Genomic DNA, 17995 nt, shown 5'->3' on the forward strand with positions numbered 1-17995 from the left:
GACAAAGTTTGTCCGTTCGGTTTTTTAGGAGGCCTAATCGAAATAGGACCGAGCCCATTACTCATCGTCGCCACGGGCACCCGTCATCTGCAGGATGTAATACAGGAAATAGCCGAGGGAACTGACGAAGGCTGCGACATAGGTCAGAGCAGCCGCATCCAGCACCTTGCTCATGGCATTGTATTCGGGTCCTGCCGAAACGGCCCCGGTGCTGGCGAGCACCTTTTTGGCACGGGCGGTGGCATCAAACTCCACCGGCAAGGTCACGAGTTGGAAGAGCATCATGATGCCAAACCCAATCGCCATGATGGTGATGGCGAGCTTGTAAGGGAAGAAGCCGCCCAACATGCCGATGAGGGGGATCCACATCACCACCTGGCTGGCAATCTGGGTAATGCCCACCGCCGCCATACGCCACTGGAGAGGAGCGTAAAGCTGCTGATGCTGGATGGCGTGACCGCATTCATGGGCGGAAATGCCCAGCGCAGCCACGGAGTTACCGTGAAAGTTTTCTTCCGAAAGCACCAGGCGTTTTTGGCCAGGATCATAATGGTCCACCAGATGCCCGGGCATCGCATGGATGCTCACATCACGGATGTTGTTGAGGTCCAGGATGCGCTGGGCCACCTGCGCGCCGGTGTAGCCGCTGGAGGCCCGCACCTGGGAATAGCGGTTGTAGGCGCTGCGCACTCGCCAGGAGGCGAGGAGCGAGAGGGCCATGGTTCCGAGGAACAGGAGTATCATTGTCATAATCTGGATAGTGGGGGGTTGTCGAAAAATACGACTCTGTTGTCATAATCGGCCCTGCCTTTCTTGCCTTTAGAAACAGGACCCAAGTTTGGAATGACAACCCTGGAAAAACGCAGGTTGCGCAGAGCCGCCGCCGCGTCTCTGAATGGGCATGGAGTCCTCCGCATCAGCCGAATCCGCCAGCGCCATCGTGTGCCGTGTCACCCCCTGGTATTTCCGCCGCATGGGCATGATGGCCGCCATGCTGGTCCTCATGGGCCTCTGGTTCCTCTACGACTGGAAATTCGGCTACCATGAGGCCAACAAAGTCGCCGACCAGAAGGACTGGTTCGAACAAACGCTGCTGAAGGGTTATGACGAAGCCAAGGCCGCCAACCGGCTGGAGCAGTGGGTGAAGGAAACTGAGGCAAAAGGTCTCCCTGCGGGGAAAAATGGCGAACCACCGCGCTGGGTCTCCTATGCAGCCGAGCGCGGCTGGAGCGAAAAACCACACCGCTGGACTGACCGCGAGATCGCCGGACAGTTCTGGTGGGGCAGCGGCACCATCGCCATCGGGTTGCTCGTCGCCCTCACCATGCTGCTGAACCGCAACCGGGTGCTGCGTGCCGGGGCAGATCACTGGATCACTCCCCAGGGCACGAAGATCTCTTTTGCGCAGGTCTTTCGGGTGGACAAACGCAAGTGGGACAACAAGGGCCTCGCTTATGCCTGGTATCGGCAGGCGCCGGACTCGCCCGAAAAAAAGGCCGTTCTCGACGATTTCAAATTCGACGGCACAGGCCGTGTTCTGGAGCGTCTGCTAGCCAACTTCAAAGGCGAACTGATCGACAAGGTGCCCGATGCCGACACCCCGACACCTGCCGATCCGAGTCAAGCTAACTGACCAGATTTGTTTATCCTCCGTCAGCATGTGAAAAAAAGAGCGAATTCGCTCTTGCCAAATAATAACCAGCCGCTACCTCTCCGCCGCACATCCCCCTTCAATCTATGGCAGACAACATCCAAGAAAAAGTCCGTGACATCATCGTCGAACAGCTCGGCGTGAACCCTGAGCAGGTGACCCCTGAAGCCAAGTTCATCGAAGATCTGGGCGCTGATTCCCTGGACACCGTGGAGCTGGTGATGGCCTTCGAAGAAGAGTTCGGCATCGACGTCCCTGATGAAGAAGCTGAAAAGCTTCAGTCCGTGGGCGACGTGGTCCGCTACGTCGAAGAAAACGCCGAGTAATCCTCGTTTTCCGAGTTCATTTCAGAAAGCAGACGGGAAACCGTCTGCTTTTTTGTTGTTGGACTTTGGCCCCAAGCTCAGGAAGCACTTCCATCTCATGTCCCTTTCCAATCCCTGGTTCGTCATCGCCCTGGTGGGAGTTCTCGGTGTTTTCCACCTGGAATTCTTCGCCACCCTCCTCAATCTCGCCCGACTAGGGAGGCCCGTGCCTCCTGATCTGGCGGAAGTCTTTCCAGAAGAAACTCGCGAAAAACTGGGCGAGTACATCCGGGACTCAAAAAAAGTCGAGTTTACTCAGGAGGTGACGCTGCTCGGCGTGCTGGTCGTTTTCTGGTGGAGCGGCGGTTTTGGCTGGCTACAAAATTGGGCCCAGAGCCAGGGACACGGCCCCGTCGTTACGGGCGTCGTTGTCATCGGCCTTGTGCTGCTAGCGCAGACTTGGCTCAGCCTGCCCTTTCAGGCCTGGGACACCTTTGGAGTGGAAGCCCGCCACGGCTTCAACAAAACGACCATCGGCACCTTCATCAATGACCACTTCAAAGGCCTGGCCCTGATGGCCCTGCTGGGAATCCCGGTGGCTGCCGCTCTCGTCTGGTTTTTCGAAACTCAAGCTTGGGCCGCCCTTTATGCCTGGCTCTTTCTGGCCGGATTTACCCTGCTGATGACCTGGCTTTCGCCCCGGGTGATCATGCCGGTGTTTTTGAAGTTCCGTCCCATGGAAGAGGGTGAGCTCAAAGACGCTATCTTCGCCCTCGCCCGGAAGTTGGACTTCCCAGTCGCCGAGGTCAGCGTGGTAGATGGCTCCCGCCGCTCCACCAAGGCAAATGCTTTCTTCGCAGGCTTTGGCAAAACACGCCGCATCGCCCTCTACGACACGCTTTTGGAAAGCCATGGCAAGGAGGAAATCGTCGCCATTCTGGCGCATGAAATCGGCCACAACAAATGCCGTCATGTGCCGGTGATGATGACGCTGAATCTCCTGGAAATGGCCCTAATGCTGGGCCTGCTCGGCTGGGTGCTAAAGTCCCCTGGCTTCTTCGCCGCCTTTGGCGTCCAGGGTACACCTGTCGGCATGGGGCTAGTGCTTTTTGGTATGATTTACAAGCCTCTGGGCGTCCTCACCGGGCTTCTTGGCCTGGCCATGAGCCGGAAGCATGAGTTTGAGGCCGATGCGTATGCCCGCGAGGCTGTCGGCAGCCATCAGCCCCTGACGAACGGTTTGAAAAAACTGTCGCACGATCACCTCGCCCACCCGTCGCCCCATCCGCTCACCGTGTGGCTTCATTATAGCCACCCCCCTTTGGCAGAACGCCTAGCCGCCTTGCAGGGAAACCCACGGGCTGTTTGAGGCGGGCATTTGGCGCAAGAGCCGTCCGCTTCGCACGTTTTCACGGCGATGTTTCGTCACCTCGCCCTTCTCTGCCTCCTGGCCACCTCCGCTGTCGCGGCGGATCGGCCTAACATTTTATGGTTAACCAGCGAAGACAACGGCCCCCAATACGGCTGTTATGGGGACAGCTATGCGACAACTCCGAACATTGACGCGCTGGCAGCCAAAGGCATCCGCTTCAAGCGCTGCTGGTCCAATGCCCCCGTTTGCGCCCCCGCACGGACCTGCCTCATCAGCGGTCGCTGGGCCCCCGCCGACGGTGCCGAGCACATGCGTAGCGCCGTGGCACTGCCCGAGGGGCACCAAATGTACCCGCAGCTCCTGCGTAGCGCGGGCTATTACTGCAGCAACAACAGCAAGGAAGACTATAACCTGGATAAGCCCAAGGCAGGCAAAAAGGACCTGGTCTGGGATGAGAGCAGCGGCAAGGCGCACTGGCAGAACCGGCCTGCAAGCCAACCGTTCTTCGCTGTCTTCAACAACACCATCACCCATGAAAGCCAGATCCGCCGCCGGCCACACACGCTGATTCATGATCCGGCCAAAGCCCCCCTGCCCCCCTTCCATCCTGACACACCAGAAGTCCGCCATGACTGGGCCCAATACTACGACAACATCACCCTCATGGACACCAAACTCGGCCAGCACCTGGCCGAGCTGGAAAAGGCGGGGCTGGCGGAGGACACCATCATCATGCACTACGGCGACCACGGGCCGGGCATGCCGCGCTTCAAACGCTGGCCTTACAACAGCGGCCTTCAGGTGGGGCTCATCATGCACTTCCCGGAGAAGTGGAAGCATCTCGCCCCCAAAGGCTACGCCCCTGGTGGTGTGAATGAAGAACTCGTCAGCTTTGTCGATCTCACAGCCACACTGCTGAGCATCGCCGGGGTAAAACCGCCGGACTACTTCCAGGGACGGGCGGTGTGCGGGGAGTTTGCCAAACCGGCCCCCGAATTCATCCACGGCTTTCGTGGCCGCATGGATGAGCGCTACGACCTCGTCCGCAGCACCACCGACGGGCGGTATGTGTACATCCGCCACTACATGCCCCAACTGCCTTATGGCCAGTTTCTGAACTACATGTTCCAGCAGGCGACCACCCGCGTGTGGAAGGCGAAGTTTGATGAAGGCCATCTGCCTGAGCTCCAGACCCGCTTTTGGAAAACCAAACCTGCCGAGGAACTGTATGACCTGGAGTCAGATCCTTGGGAGACGATCAATCTGGCGGGCTCCACCGCCCATGCGGAAATCAAAAGCCGCCTAGCTCAAGGGCAACGCCAGTGGCTGGAGCAGGTGCGGGACCTCGGTTTCATCCCCGAAGGGGAACGCCTGGCCCAAGCTGACAAAAAATCCCCCAAGGACGTTTTTTCGACCGATGAAGCCTACCCGGTCAAAGCCGTTTTGGACGCCGCCGCCCTGGCGACTGAGCCTTCCCAAGCCACACCGGAAAGCTTGGCCAAACTGCTGGACCACCCCAATGCCAGCGTGCGCTACTGGGGCGTGCAGGGCTACCTGATCCAGGGAGACAAGACCATCCGCACCAACGCGCCTAAACTGGAGCAGATGCTGGGCGATAACTCCCCCAGCGTGCGCATCGCCGCCGCCGAGGCCCTCATCAGCGTGGCGGAATCCCCCGCTGTGCTGGAACGCAGCACCCGTGCCCTGCTGAAATGCGCGGATATGGAGACCCAGCCCTACTTTGTCGCCATCGAGGCCGTCAACGTGCTGGACCGCTGGCAGTCTCGGCTAAAGCCCTGGCAGCCCCAGATTCAGGCACTGCCAGCTCAGGCCCCCGAAAAGGTCGAAAAGCGCCTCAAAGAATACATTGCCCGCCTCCACGATCATCTCCTCACTGGGGACAAGGTCAAGGAGACTGGGGGGAACTGACGCTCCGGCACTGTCACTGCCAGCAGCTTTCTTTAAAAAAGAAGGCCTCTTTTGTCTGTCCACAGCTCATGCTTAGACAGGCATTCCATATTCTCCAGGGGCAACTCAGTCAGGAGCATCCACTCAAAAAATGAGAATATTGAAAAAATTGAGTGCAACCCTGAATATTTTATATTATTTAAGATAGTTAAATAATCAAGGTTTACCCCGAAACCCATGAAACCTGCCATTGCTCTCCCCCTCCTGGCCGCCTTCAGCCTCATCTCCATGGCCAGTGCCCAGTATCCTGGAGCCCCCACTTACCCGGGTGCAACCGGTGGTTACGCGGCCATGCCGCCTGCAGGGACCGGCCTTTACGGAGGCACCGGGTACACCGCCATGTCCCCCACCCTGCCGCCGCCGAACATGAGCTCACCCTATGCCGGGCCGACCATGATGGAGCCCGCACCTGCGGCTAACTATGGTTTTCAGCAGCCAGTCGCTACGAATTCCTGGGGCGGCGTGCAGCAGAGCATGACCGGCAGCAACATGCTGAACTACCGCTACCTGGAAGCGAGTTACCGCTATGTGGATCCACGTGGTGGCGACCTGGATGGCAGCCATGGCCTAGGCGTGACACTTTCGATGGATCTGCCGACGATTTTCTTCGTCAAAGGCAGCTTCAACTGGAGCAGCGGCACCGGTACTAAGAATGTGAAAGGTGCGGCCGATGCCGACTATGACCTTTCCGTCATCACCATCGGCGGCGGTGCCTACATGGCCATCACGCCGAAACTGCACTTCGTCGGCGAAGTGGGCTTGGTGTATGCCAATCTGAGTTCCTCTGGCAGAAACATCAGCTACACCGACGGGGGCATCTACATCCGCCCCAGCCTGCGCTACCAGATGGTGGATTGGCTGGAACTGCAGGCTGGCGTGACCGTCAGCAGCGCCAACGACTACGACAGTAAGGTCATCGACTTCGGGGCCTACTTCAGGGTTTTCCCGCAGATGGATATGAACGTCGGCATGGACCTGGGCGACGAAACCCGCACCCTGCGTGCCGGTGCCCGTCTCCGCTGGTAACCTGACTTTTACTCTCCCACCCTCAAGACACGGAAGCGCCCTGGAAACAGGGCGCTTCTTTTTTGTGAAGGCCCAACCCGCCGTAGTTCTGGAGTCACCCTCGGCCAGTAAGAAATTCACGCAGGGCGACGGCATCCATACATCCAGACGAGAAAGCATACCCGAATAATACCCCAGAGACCGCGGATCGGCTTCGACCTGGGGTCTTAGGTCTTAAGTTATCTCAGCCAAGCTATGGCCTCCCACAATCATTCTACTGCCAATCCCCGCTGCTCCACCGGCGTCGAAGGGTTGGATGTCATCCTTCAAGGCGGCCTGCCCACCAACAGGCTTTATCTCATCAAAGGCGATCCAGGAGTCGGCAAGACCACGCTGGCCATGCAGTTTCTTTTACAAGGCCAGAAGGAGGGTGAAACCAGCCTCTACATCACCCTTTCCGAAACGAAAGATGAGATCGCAACCGTCGCCGCCTCCCATGGCTGGGACTTGTCCAAACTGCATTTGTATGAGCTTTCCACGATCGAAGAAAAGATCCGTGGTGATACTGAGAGCACCTTTTTCCACCCTTCTGAAATTGAGCTCAATCGAACGATCAACGCCCTCATTGATGAGGTGAAAAGGGTCAATCCCTCGCGTGTCGTCTTTGATTCCCTCTCAGAAATGCGCATGCTGGCGGATACGCCCCTGCGGTATCGACGGCAGATTTTGCAACTGAAGCAGTTTTTCGCCGGACGCAACTGCACCGTCCTGCTGCTGGATGACCGCACCTCCGGCATGCATGACCTTCAGGTGGAAAGCATTGCCCATGGGGTGATCGCTCTCGTCAGCACCGCCTCAGGGTACGGGGTCTCCCAGCGACAGCTCAATGTGATCAAGATTCGCGGCTCCGAATTCTTGGAAGGCAGCCATGACCTAGTGCTGCGCAAAGGAGGCATGGTGGTCTTTCCACGCCTCGTCGCGGCAGATGAGAAGGGTGAATTTAACCGAGAGGATTTCCCCAGCGGGGTCCAGGAACTCGACCTTCTGCTGGGAGGGGGCCTGGGCCGCGGCACCAGCACCATGCTTATGGGGCCACCGGGTACCGGGAAGTCCACTCTCACTGTACGCTTTGTGCTGTCGGCGGCGGAACGCGGTGAAAAATCCCTGCTTTTCATCTTCGACGAAACCATCGGGACATTGTTGGACCGGGCGGCCAAGCTCGGCATGGATTTGAGGCCGCATGTGAAGAGTGGCCTCATTGTAATCGAATCTGTGGATCCGGCGGACATTTCCCCCGGCGATCTCGCCCACCGCATCCGGCAGGGTGTCGCCAACGACTCTGCTCGCATGATCGTGATTGACAGCATCAATGGTTATCTCAATGCCATGCCTGCAGAGCGCTATCTGGCGCTTCAACTGCATGAGCTGCTATCTTACCTGAATCAGCAGGGCGTCATCACCATCATGGTCCTGGCCCAGCAGGGACTCATCGGCTCCATGCAGTCCGCTGTGGATCTCACCTATCTTGCCGATACGGTGGTGCTTCTTCGTTTTTATGAGGCACGGGGAGAAGTGAAACAGGCCATTTCGGTCATTAAAAAACGCAGCGGCAACCACGAACGCACCATTCGCGAAATCCGGGTGGGGCAGGAAGGTATCTCCCTGGGCGAACCCCTGCGTGAACTCCAGGGGGTGCTCACTGGTGTGCCCACCTTTGTTGATGACAGGTGAAATCCGCCGCCCCTGCCCTCATGCAACCACCCAACGAACTTTGTGCGGAGACGCCACCTCCGTCTATCCGCGCCTATGCGGAAGGGACTGGGCGCGAAGGTTTGGGAATCCTGATCCTGGCACCGACCAGCAACGATGCCCGGCTCACTGCATCCTTCCTCGAAAAGGCTGGTTTGGAACCTTGTATCTGCCTGGACTTTAACGACATCCGCCGGAAGGTGGAAGCAGGCTGCGGCGCGCTGCTGCTGGCAGAAGAAGTGCTGGCCAACGGATCTGTGATCATGCTGGCTGATCTCCTGGACAAGCAGCCTTCCTGGTCGGATCTACCTATCGTCATCATCACTGGCACGCGAGAGGCTTGGGCACGGCATCGGCACCTTTCCGCCCTCACTCCGACTGGCAATGTGTCCATCATCGAGCGGCCCGTCCGGCCCGACACGCTGGTGAGCACGCTGGAGTCCGCCATCCGTTCTCGGCAGCGCCAGTATCAAGTCCGTTCCCTGCTGGAAGAGCGGGAAAAAATGACTTCCGAAGCCCTGGAGGCCGACCGCCGCAAAGACGAGTTTCTGGCCATGCTGGCGCATGAACTGCGCAATCCTCTGGCCTCGGTCGCCAATGCCGCCGCTCTTCTCAAAACATCCAATGACCTGGAAACCCAGGCTTGGTCCGCCGGCGTGATCGAACGGCAGGCCAACCAGCTTGCCCACCTCATTGATGACCTTCTGGATGTGTCGCGCATCACCACTGGCAAGATCCGCCTGCGTCGCAGCCAGATTGACTTGGCCGTCGTTCTCGACCGCGCCTGCGACTCCGCGCGCCCCCTGATAACAGAACGTGGCCACCGCTTCACACGGGACTATCCCCATGGTGTTCTATGGCTGGAAGCAGACCCCACGCGCATCGAGCAGGTGGTGCTGAATCTCCTGGCCAACGCTGCCAAATACACGCCTAAAAACGGCTGCATCCAGCTTTTGGCCGGACGCGGGGAGGCTGACATTTTCGTGACGGTCAAGGACAACGGGATCGGCATCGAGCCCAAACGCCTGCCCGAAATGTTCCAGCTCTTCACACAGGGAGAACGCTCCATTGCCAGGAGTGAAGGCGGTCTGGGCATCGGCCTCACCATCGTGCAAAAGCTGACGGAGATGCACGGAGGCAGCGTGGATGCGCATAGCGATGGTCCGGGCCAGGGCAGCAGCTTCACCATCCGGCTGCCAGCCGCTGCGGCCAGCCAGTCCCCCACACTCAATGGCGAACAAGAGCCACGGCCCATCATGACTTCACGCCGTGTCCTGGTGGTGGATGACAATGTGGACTCTGCCGTAGGCCTGGCCAAGCTGCTCACCCGCGCTGGTCATCAGGTCTCCCTCGCTTATGATGGGGCCGCTGCCCTGGCCCAGGCGGAGCAGCAATTGTCCGAGGCCATCGTACTCGACATCGGCCTGCCCGGCATGGATGGCTACGAAGTCGCCCGGCTGCTGCGCCAGGAAGACTGGGGCCGTCAGGCCCTGCTGATTGCAGTGACTGGCTACGGCCAGGAAGATGACCGGCAACGCGCCATGGAGGCAGGCTTCGACCACCACCTCGTCAAGCCGGTGGACCTGATCAAGCTCAAAAGCCTGCTGCGGACTGGGACTGCTTCGCACGCTTGAATGAATCCTGTTTGGCTAAAAAAGGCTCCCTGCATGACAGCAAGGAGCCTTTTGCACGAGCTACATCATTTTCTTTTCACCATGCATGGTGCAGGTGCCAGATTTGCATGCAGGACAGGCAGGAGCATTGTCCTTCATCATGGAGGAAGAACTGCAGCTCGTGAGCGCCATCACAGTCGCGGTGACAGAGAGGATGAGGAATGATTTCATTTGAGTGTGGAGTGTTGCTTGTGGTTAGGCTGGCAGTTCAGTGAGCCACCAGGCAACGGTAGGAGGTGTGTCCTCCGACTTATTCCCATCAAAATATTCCTGCCTTCAAAAACACCCTCCCACGATGGCTCTACGCTTTCTTTGTCTTCAGCGCCTTTTTACGCTCAGGAAATAGAGTGGTGCAGATCTCGCAGACGGTGCCGTCGCAGCCACGGGCGGAGCAGTGTTCTCGACCGTAAAAGATGATTTGAAGGTGCAGCTTGTTCCAGGCGGACTGGGGGAAAAGGCGTTTCAGATCACGCTCCGTCTGAATGACGTTTTTTCCCTCGGTCAATTTCCAGCGCTGGGCCAGACGGTGGATGTGGGTATCCACCGGGAAGGAGGGGATGCCAAAGGACTGGGCCATGACGACCTGGGCGGTCTTGTGCCCGACTCCGGGTAGCTGCTCCAGAGCCTCCAGATCTGCGGGAACCTGACCGTCATATTTTTCGACCAGGATCTCGGACAGCTTTTGTATTGCCTTGGCCTTTTGGGGACCGAGGCCGCAGGGCTTGACGATCTTTTCAATCTCGGCCACCGGCACCAGGGCCATTTCCTGCGGGGTGCGGCCCAGCGTCCAGAGTTTGGGCGTGATCAAATTCACCCGCACATCGGTACACTGGGCGGAGAGCAAGACTGCTACCAGAAGTGTGTAGGCATCCGTGTGATCCAGAGGCACCGGCGGATCCGGGTAAAGCTGCCCCAGCCGCTGGAGCACGTAGGCGGCGCGTTCGGCCTTGGTCACGGCAATCTCAGATTAGCTGCGCTGAATGCGCTGCACCATTTTGCGCACGTGGTCATACTTCTGGCGATCCTTCATGATGGCCAGGCTTTGGGACTTCGACCCCCAACGGATCACGCGGATGTTCACGTGACGGACGCCCCAGGCATTCATGTGCGCACGGGTAGGCTGGTAGATGTCAATGGTGTTGGTCCCGACCAAGGCGGAACCGTAATCGTCCACCTGATAAATGTAGGGGGTGCCCTCAATCTGGAAAATGGTCCCCACCGGATACACGGACCAGTCGGCGGCGGCACTGCGCAGAACGCTGCCATACTTCAACTGCGAGCCAACGGCGGTACGTGCACCATACTGAATGTGGTCTGACTCACTGTGAGTGTAGGCGGTGGTCCGCACGGCAGAGATGCGCGTGCCTTTTTTGGACATCACCTTCTTGTTCGAACTGGACGAAGAACAAGAGCAGAGGAGGGCTGCGACAATACAGAGCAGGCAGGTGGTGGCGTTTCTCATCATTTCACAAGTCTTGACATTCAAGCTACCGCTGAATTGAAAATCATCGTGCGGCATTTGGGCTCCAAAATCAATCACGGATTTTCCACCCACCCGCCCCTGGCGGTCTCTCAAGGCAGTTTAAGCTTGGCTGCATAAGCCTCCGCAGCCGCCGGAGACTCCATCGTTTTTTTGCCAAATGCGGACGGCCCCGCCACTCCTCCGCCCAAAATCAGGTAATCGGGCTGGCAGACGAGGGTGTAGGCATTGTCGCCTTTGGCCCCGCCATTTGGCAGCAGCCATTTCAGGTTTCCCTGGGAATCAAAGGCGGCGGTATAAATGTCCGTGGCCCCCAGGCTGGTCAAAGTCTGCCCCGCCAGAGTCGCGGTGACGGAGAACTCGCCGGTCACATACACCCGGTCCGCCCCATCTGTCGCCACGCCCAGGCAGTAGTCCACTGCGGGCCCCTGAATGACCTGGGACCAGAGGGGCCGCCCCTCGGGTGAGAAGTGCACCACAAAGCCATCGCTATCTTTGTCGCCGGTGGTTTTGAACACTTTCTCTCCCAGCTTCAGGCTGCCTTTGAACATCCCCGCGCCGGTCACACGACCTGCGGCATCCACCGCGATTTCGTGGAAGCCAGCGCTCGGGGTGCCTGAAATCAGCGAGACCCAGACGGGCTCTCCCTCCGGCGTGGTCTTGATCACCAGCGCAGCTTGGCCAGCCGTGGTTTCCAGCGCCAGCTTTCCTGCCAGCCCCTTTCCCCCACCGCTGCCGCCGATGTAGAGATTGCCTCCGGCATCCGCGCCGATGCCATGCCCGCTGCCATTGAATTTGCCCGAAGTCGTCTTCACCCAGCGCAGGCTGCCCCCGGCATCATACTTGGCCCAAAAGACGGCCCGTGAGCTGCTGCCTGCATTGGCCACCACCTGGCCAAACTTCCCTTCCCCAGCCAGTGCTCCGGCGACAACGATATCTCCCTGGGCATCCAGGGCGATGCCATGGCCATAATCATAACCGGCACCGCCCGCGGTGCGGATCCAAAGAAGATCCCCGGACGGCGAATACTTGGCCACAAAGATGTCATAATCCCCGGCATTGGGCAGCACCTGGCCCAGAGCCTGGGCATCGATACTTTGGAAATGACCTGTGACATAGGCATTCCCGTCGGCATCGGTGACGACTCCATAACCACGGTCCACCAGACTGCCGCCCAGGCTGCGAACCCAGAGAAACTTCCCTTCCGGTGAGGCTTTGGCCAGGAAGAAATCCGACCCGCCCAGGGATTCGCGCTTCAGTTCACCAAAGCTGCCCGCATCGGTGGTTTCACCCGCAAGAAAGACATTCCCCTGACCATCCACGGCCACGGCACGGGTCTTGTCATTTTTCAAGCCTCCCCCTGCGGCGACCCATTCAAAGGAAGGCTCGGCTGCCGGCAGGGAGGAAGCCAGAAGGAAAGGAAGAAGGAGGCGGGAGAGTGACATGCGCGGAAGAATACGCGATGCCTTCCCGAGGCCTTGAAACCAAGATGCGTATCAAAGTGACAAGGCCGTCTCCCTTCCCGACCGGATTTTACACCACTTCTTCGATGACCGGGTTCGTGAGGGAACCGATGCCTTCGATCTCAATGGTGACGCTGTCGCCCGCTTTCAGCCACAGTGCAGGTTTGCGGGCCATGCCGACGCCATGAGGGGTGCCGGTGAGGATGACCGTGCCCGGCAGCAGGGTGGTGCTGGCACTGAGGAAGGCGATGATGGTGGGCACATCGAAGATCATGTCGTTCGTGTTCCAGTCCTGCACGGCCTCACCATTGAGGATGGTCATGATGCCCAGCGCGTTGGGGTTTGCGATCTCATCACGAGTGACCAGGACGGGACCCAGCGGGCAAAAGGTATCGAAAGTCTTGCCCCGGCACCACTGGCCGCCGCCACCGTTCTTCTGCCAGTCGCGGGCGCTGACATCGTTGGCGCAGGTGTAGCCCAGCACATAGTCCAACGCGTTTTCCTTGCTGACGTTTTTGGCGGCCTTGCCAATGACGATGGCCAGCTCGCACTCATAATCCACAGTGTCACTGCGCAGACCGCGGGGCAGTTCGATGGCGTCGCCGGGGTTCTGGACGGTACCGGGGCTCTTCATGAAAAGCACGGGATGCTCCGGGATGGCGGCACCGCTTTCCTCCGCGTGGAACTTGTAGTTGAGGCCGATGCAAAGGATGGCCGTCGGCTGCACTGGGGCGAGAACCTTGGCCACATCCGCCACGGTGTCCGTCACGCGATGGTCGCCAAAGATGTCGCCTTCAATGACTCGGGCGGAGCCGTCGGTTTGCTGGGAGGCGTAGGCGATGCGACCGGCGGAATCGGAATAACGGATGATTTTCATGAATGGGAGAGGGGGAAAGAACTTGTACGCAGTTCAACGGCAAGTTTAACGACGATTGAAGGCCACACACTCTTCGTAGCGTGCCCCGGTGCCGCCAAACATGTCCAGCGCACTGCCGATGGTGCCGTCCACACGTCCGTGGCTCAGCTCATCCAGGCGGCTCAGATCACCCAGGTGGCGGATGCCCCCCGCATAGGTCATCGGGATGGGGCTGTGTTCGCCCAAGAAAGCGATGAGGGCCTCGTCCATGCCCTCACACTTGCCTTCCACATCGACGGCGTGAATGAGGAATTCGGCACAACAACCCGCCAGGTGCTTCAGCGTTTCTGGGGTGACGTGCAGATCTGTGAGCGTCTGCCAACGGTTCATGGCCACGGTCCATCCGCTGGCGGTGGCCTTGCAGCTCAGGTCAATGACCAGACGGTCTTTGCCCGCAGCGGCCACCATTTTTTGCAGCCTGGTTTCCGAAAAGTTGCCGTCGGTTTCAAACAGGTAGCTGGTGACAATGACGTGGCTGGCCCCGGCCTCAAGATACTCCGCCGCATTGCAGGGCCGGATGCCGCCGCCGACTTGCAATCCATTTGGATAGGCGCCGAGGGCTGACTTCGCTGCCGCTTCATTCCCGGGCCCAAGCAGGATGACATGCCCGCCCGTGAGACCGTCATCGGCGTATTTCCGGGCAAACCAAGCCGGGTCGCGGTCGCTGACGAAATTCGTCTTCAGCCCACCTCCGGAATCGCTGAGGCTGGAGCCCACGATCTGCTTCACTTGGCCATCGTGGAGATCAATGCAGGGGCGGAAACGGGTCATGGTGGGAGGCTTGAGCTAAGGAGGCCACGCCACGACGTCAAGGCCGATTGAACAAACTCCAGGTCTTCCGCCCGCCTGCGGGCTTGCTTTCTGCCCAAAAGTGGAGTTCAGAGTCGGTTGCTGTAACAACCACCATGGAATCAATCGAGATCGCGCGCCTGTGCGCCAAGTATGCCGACGAAAAAAAAGCCGAGAACATCGTGCTTCTGGATCTGCGCGGCCTGTCGCCCGTGACGGACTTTTTCGTCATCGCCACTGCCAGTTCCAACCCGCAGTTGCGTGCCGTCCGCGATGAGGTCGTGGACCAGCTCCGCGACAAACATGGTGAGAGGCCTCTTTTCAGCGACGGCACTTTCGAGAGCCAGTGGCTGATCGTGAACTTCCCGAACGTGCTCGTTCACGTCCAGTCCCCTGAGAAGCGTGAATACTATGCCCTCGAAGAACTCTGGGGCGATGCCCCAAGGCTGGACTGGCAGGACACCCAGCCCGTGGGCGAACCTACCCCACGAGTGAAAAAGCCGAAGGCCAAGAAGCCCGCCGTGAAAAAGGTGGCCGCCAAAAAGGCCCCCGCGAAGAAAGCAGCGGCCAAAAAGGCAGCGAAGAAGAAGTAAGCCCTCAAGGCTATTTCCCAAAGATTCAGGCTTCAGTCATTCGTGACTGGAGCCTTTTTTGTTAAAGCATGGCGGGAAAATAGTCAGGATGTGAACCGCCTTCGTGCCCAGGCTCAAAACAAATCCGGCTGCCCGCTCACCGGCGGAATCAGTCCTAGCTTCCGGTAAGCTGCGGGCATGGCGACACGGCCGCGAGGCGTGCGTTTCACAAAGCCCTGCATCACTAGGTAGGGCTCATGCACATCTTCCAGAGTGGAGGCGTCTTCACTGACGGAGACGGCGATGCTGTTAAGCCCCACCGGGCCGCCTTCGAACTTGTGGATGAGGGCTTCCAGGAAACGTTTGTCCATCTCATCGAGACCCGTTTCATCAATGTCCCGCATGGTGAGGGCCTGGCTGGCGACCGCCTCCGTGATCATGCCCTGGGATTTCACCTGGGCAAAGTCGCGCACCCAGCGCAGCAGGTGATTGGCGATACGCGGGGTGCCGCGGGAACGGCGGGCGATCTCCGAAGCGCCCGCGGCATCCATCTCCACCTTCATCAGGCGGGCACTGCGCAGGAGGATGTGTTGCAGTTCTTCCGTGGTGTAGTAGTCGAGCCGGTTCGGAATGCCAAAACGGCTGCGCATGGGCGCAGTCAACATGCCCGCTCGCGTGGTCGCCCCAACGAGGGTGAAAGGCGGCAGGTCGATGCGGATGGTGCGGGCCTTGGGGCCTTGGTCAATGATGATGTCCAGCCGGAAATCCTCAATGGCAGGGTAGAGATACTCTTCAATGCTGGGGTGGAGGCGGTGAATCTCGTCGATGAAGAGAATGTCTCGCTCCTGAAGATTGGTGAGGATGCCGGCGAGGTCCCCTGCCCGCTCTATTTGTGGACCACTGGTGGTATGCAGTCGCGAACCGACCGCACTTGCGATGAGGTTGGCCAAGGTAGTTTTCCCCAGACCCGGCGGGCCGCAGAGCAGCGCGTGGTCCAGGGGCTCATTGCGCATCTTGGCCGCCTCCACCATGACGAGGAGATTTTCCTTCACCTTGGTCTGGCCGTGGAATTCATCGAAATCGCCCGGACGCAGGGCGAGATCGAAAGGAGAGTCGGCTTCGTTGAGGGCGGGATTCACAGGATGACAGCTTAACTGACCTTAATCATTTGAACAGTCAACCCTGCCTTACAGCTTAAACTTGGGACATTGGGCCATGAAGGCCTTGGGGTTTTCCCAGGCCACACGCCCGATCATCTCCGCCGTCCAGCCGCGCTGGCGCATGGCCTGCATGGTCTTGGGCACGGCGAGAGGATCGCTGACGCCCCAGTCGCAGGCACTGTTCATCCAGATGCGCTCGGCCTGCCGTTGCTCCAGCATGTCAATGGCACGGTGAGGCGTGCATTTGCTCTCTGGGTACAAGGTGATGCCCGCCCAGAAACCGTGGTCCAGCACATGATCAATCGTGTGCTCTTCCACATGGTCAATGATGACCCGTTCCGGATTGATCTTGGGGAAGTTTTTCAGCGCGTCCACAATGAGGCGGGTGCCTTTCAGCTTGTCCTCCAAATGGGGCGTGTGAATGAGAACGAGCTGGTTGTGGTCCTGGGCCACCTGCACGTGCTGCTCAAAGATGCGCAGCTCATTGCGGCTGTTTTTGTTCAGGCCGATCTCGCCAATGCCAAGCACGCCCGGTTTGTCCAAAAACTGCGGGATGAGGGCGATGACCTCCTCGGCCAGCTTCGTGTCTTCCGCCTCTTTGGGATTGATGCACAGCCAGCAGTAATGCTGAATGCCAAACCTGGCCGCGCGCTTTGGCTCATACTCGGTGATCTGGCGGAAGTAATCGTAAAACCCGTCGGCTGAGGCGCGGTCGAAGCCGGCCCAGAAGGCGGGCTCGCAGATAACCTGGCAGCCGGCGATGGCCATGCGCTCATAGTCATCCGTGGTGCGGCTGACCATGTGACCGTGGGGCTCAATGTATTGCATTGGAAGGAAGTTGGCGAGGTTGAACGATAGCTGCCCTGGGTTTAGCCCTGGGCTTTAAACGCGCCGATCGCGCCCTGCATGGTGGCTTTTTCGATGGGTTCCGAGCTCGGGTCGCTGAAGCTGAGCAGAATCTCCTGAGCACGGGTGGGGGAATTCAGCGAGAGCTGAGCGATGGCGTTTTTCAGCGCCACCACACGAAAGTCATCCTCCTGCCCGGCGCGCTGGACGCGGTCCAGAAAGGCGGCGAGGTCAATGAGCTTGGAGCGGGCGTCCATGAAACCGAGGTCCACAAGGTTCACAGAGGTTGGAGGATTCCAGGAAGGCATGGGGGAAAGTAGGCGGGGTTTGGGCACTGGCAAGAGGGTGGCATGGGATTCAGCAGGCAGCCCAGAGATGACGACAAGCAACATCCACTTTACAGGAAGCCTTTCCTAGATACTGACACCCCATGGCCACCAAGAAATCTGCCCGCAAGGCCCCGCTAGCCCATGAGATGCCTCCCGAGGCCATTGGGGAATTCGTCGGCAGACGGGTGAAAAAACTGCGCACTGACCGAGGCTGGTCCCTGGAGGAGCTGGCCCAAACCAGTGGTGTCAGTCGATCCATGCTCAGCGAGATCGAGCGTGAACGGGCGAACCCCACTCTGACCGTCACTTTTCGCATCGCGCGGGCCTTTGGCATGACTTTGCAGGACCTCATCGGCAGCGTGGAGGAGGCCGCCCCGAAGATCCAGGTGATCCGCAGCCGGGACCGGGCGCAGGTGTTCCGCTCGGACAAGCAGTGCGAGATCCGCACCCTCTCCCCGCTGAACTTGGAAAAGGATGTGGAGTTTTATGAGGTCACCCTGCGGCCCGGCGGTGCCCTGCGCAGCCAGCCTCACTTTGAAGGTACGCGCGAATTCCTGACCGTGGAGGAAGGCCTCGTCCGTCTGGAATCCGACGGCGCGACGGAAGACCTGGGCAAAGGTGACTCCGGCACCTACCCTGCGGATGTCCCTCATGCCATCGTCAATGCAGGCCCAGGCGATGCCCTCGTTTTTCTTGTCGTTATTTATCGTTAGACTC

The 17995-nt window shown here is 59.1% G+C and carries 18 protein-coding genes; 9 read left to right on the forward strand and 9 right to left on the reverse strand.

The window, feature by feature from the left end:
- Positions 1 to 57: 57 nt before the first annotated feature.
- Positions 58 to 750 carry a zinc metallopeptidase gene (locus ABEB25_RS08175; protein ID WP_345735901.1) on the reverse strand — a complete coding sequence of 231 codons (693 nt, stop codon included), beginning with the start codon at positions 748 to 750 and terminating at the stop codon, positions 58 to 60.
- A 151-nt stretch (positions 751 to 901) separates the two neighbouring features.
- Here ABEB25_RS08175 and ABEB25_RS08180 point away from each other — a divergent pair, with 151 nt between their 5' ends.
- The 7 genes from ABEB25_RS08180 to ABEB25_RS08210 all read left to right on the forward strand — a co-directional run bounded on the left by ABEB25_RS08180 (position 902) and on the right by ABEB25_RS08210 (position 9684).
- On the forward strand, positions 902 to 1633 hold the full coding sequence (locus ABEB25_RS08180; RefSeq protein ID WP_345735902.1) for a hypothetical protein: 732 nt from the start codon (positions 902 to 904) through the stop codon (positions 1631 to 1633).
- Between the two features lie 104 nt (positions 1634 to 1737).
- On the forward strand, positions 1738 to 1977 hold the full coding sequence (locus ABEB25_RS08185) for an acyl carrier protein (RefSeq protein ID WP_078815772.1): 240 nt from the start codon (positions 1738 to 1740) through the stop codon (positions 1975 to 1977).
- 97 nt (positions 1978 to 2074) lie between these two features.
- The gene (locus ABEB25_RS08190; RefSeq protein ID WP_345735903.1) at positions 2075 to 3325 is read left to right on the forward strand and encodes a M48 family metallopeptidase; all 1251 of its coding nucleotides are present in this window, start codon (positions 2075 to 2077) and stop codon (positions 3323 to 3325) included.
- A 48-nt stretch (positions 3326 to 3373) separates the two neighbouring features.
- Positions 3374 to 5257: a sulfatase-like hydrolase/transferase gene (locus ABEB25_RS08195; protein ID WP_345735904.1), complete on the forward strand. Its 1884-nt coding sequence runs from the start codon at positions 3374 to 3376 to the stop codon at positions 5255 to 5257.
- A gap of 216 nt (positions 5258 to 5473) precedes the next feature.
- Positions 5474 to 6322 (forward strand): hypothetical protein, encoded by an 849-nt coding sequence (locus ABEB25_RS08200; protein ID WP_345735905.1) that lies wholly within the window; start codon positions 5474 to 5476, stop codon positions 6320 to 6322.
- Between the two features lie 234 nt (positions 6323 to 6556).
- Positions 6557 to 8032 (forward strand): ATPase domain-containing protein, encoded by a 1476-nt coding sequence (locus ABEB25_RS08205; protein ID WP_345735906.1) that lies wholly within the window; start codon positions 6557 to 6559, stop codon positions 8030 to 8032.
- The gene (locus ABEB25_RS08210; protein ID WP_345735907.1) at positions 8029 to 9684 is read left to right on the forward strand and encodes an ATP-binding response regulator; all 1656 of its coding nucleotides are present in this window, start codon (positions 8029 to 8031) and stop codon (positions 9682 to 9684) included. Before ABEB25_RS08205 ends, ABEB25_RS08210 begins: the two co-directional genes overlap by 4 nt.
- 340 nt (positions 9685 to 10024) lie before the next feature.
- On the opposite strand, the gene nth is transcribed toward ABEB25_RS08210, so the two are convergent.
- The 5 genes from nth to hisA all read right to left on the reverse strand — a co-directional run bounded on the left by nth (position 10025) and on the right by hisA (position 14353).
- Complete coding sequence (nth, locus tag ABEB25_RS08215; protein WP_345735908.1) at positions 10025 to 10678, reverse strand: endonuclease III; 654 nt, start codon at positions 10676 to 10678, stop codon at positions 10025 to 10027.
- A 12-nt stretch (positions 10679 to 10690) separates the two neighbouring features.
- Positions 10691 to 11101: a 3D domain-containing protein gene (locus tag ABEB25_RS08220; RefSeq protein WP_345735909.1), complete on the reverse strand. Its 411-nt coding sequence runs from the start codon at positions 11099 to 11101 to the stop codon at positions 10691 to 10693.
- Between the two features lie 194 nt (positions 11102 to 11295).
- A complete protein-coding gene (locus ABEB25_RS08225) occupies positions 11296 to 12648 on the reverse strand; it encodes an SBBP repeat-containing protein (protein ID WP_345735910.1) in 1353 nt (450 codons plus the stop codon).
- 88 nt (positions 12649 to 12736) lie between these two features.
- Entirely contained in the window at positions 12737 to 13543 is an 807-nt protein-coding gene (locus ABEB25_RS08230) for a fumarylacetoacetate hydrolase family protein (RefSeq protein WP_345735911.1), read from the reverse strand.
- A gap of 45 nt (positions 13544 to 13588) precedes the next feature.
- Positions 13589 to 14353 (reverse strand): phosphoribosylformimino-5-aminoimidazole carboxamide ribotide isomerase, encoded by a 765-nt coding sequence (gene hisA, locus ABEB25_RS08235; RefSeq protein ID WP_345735912.1) that lies wholly within the window; start codon positions 14351 to 14353, stop codon positions 13589 to 13591.
- Between the two features lie 134 nt (positions 14354 to 14487).
- Here hisA and rsfS point away from each other — a divergent pair, with 134 nt between their 5' ends.
- The gene (gene rsfS, locus ABEB25_RS08240) at positions 14488 to 14964 is read left to right on the forward strand and encodes a ribosome silencing factor (protein WP_345735913.1); all 477 of its coding nucleotides are present in this window, start codon (positions 14488 to 14490) and stop codon (positions 14962 to 14964) included.
- A 113-nt stretch (positions 14965 to 15077) separates the two neighbouring features.
- Here the strand turns inward: rsfS and ruvB are convergent, their stop codons facing one another.
- The 3 genes from ruvB to ABEB25_RS08255 are packed head-to-tail and all read right to left on the reverse strand — an operon-like array spanning position 15078 to position 17341.
- Complete coding sequence (gene ruvB, locus ABEB25_RS08245; protein ID WP_345735914.1) at positions 15078 to 16082, reverse strand: Holliday junction branch migration DNA helicase RuvB; 1005 nt, start codon at positions 16080 to 16082, stop codon at positions 15078 to 15080.
- Positions 16083 to 16130: 48 nt separating this feature from the next.
- A complete protein-coding gene (locus ABEB25_RS08250) occupies positions 16131 to 16931 on the reverse strand; it encodes a TatD family hydrolase (protein WP_345735915.1) in 801 nt (266 codons plus the stop codon).
- A gap of 41 nt (positions 16932 to 16972) precedes the next feature.
- Positions 16973 to 17341, reverse strand: coding sequence for a hypothetical protein (locus ABEB25_RS08255; RefSeq protein WP_345735916.1), 369 nt, complete (start codon positions 17339 to 17341; stop codon positions 16973 to 16975).
- 38 nt (positions 17342 to 17379) lie between these two features.
- Here ABEB25_RS08255 and ABEB25_RS08260 point away from each other — a divergent pair, with 38 nt between their 5' ends.
- A complete protein-coding gene (locus ABEB25_RS08260; RefSeq protein WP_345735917.1) occupies positions 17380 to 17991 on the forward strand; it encodes a helix-turn-helix domain-containing protein in 612 nt (203 codons plus the stop codon).
- Positions 17992 to 17995: the final 4 nt, after the last annotated feature.

Source organism: Prosthecobacter algae, assembly GCF_039542385.1.
Taxonomy (GTDB): Bacteria; Verrucomicrobiota; Verrucomicrobiia; order Verrucomicrobiales; family Verrucomicrobiaceae; genus Prosthecobacter; species Prosthecobacter algae.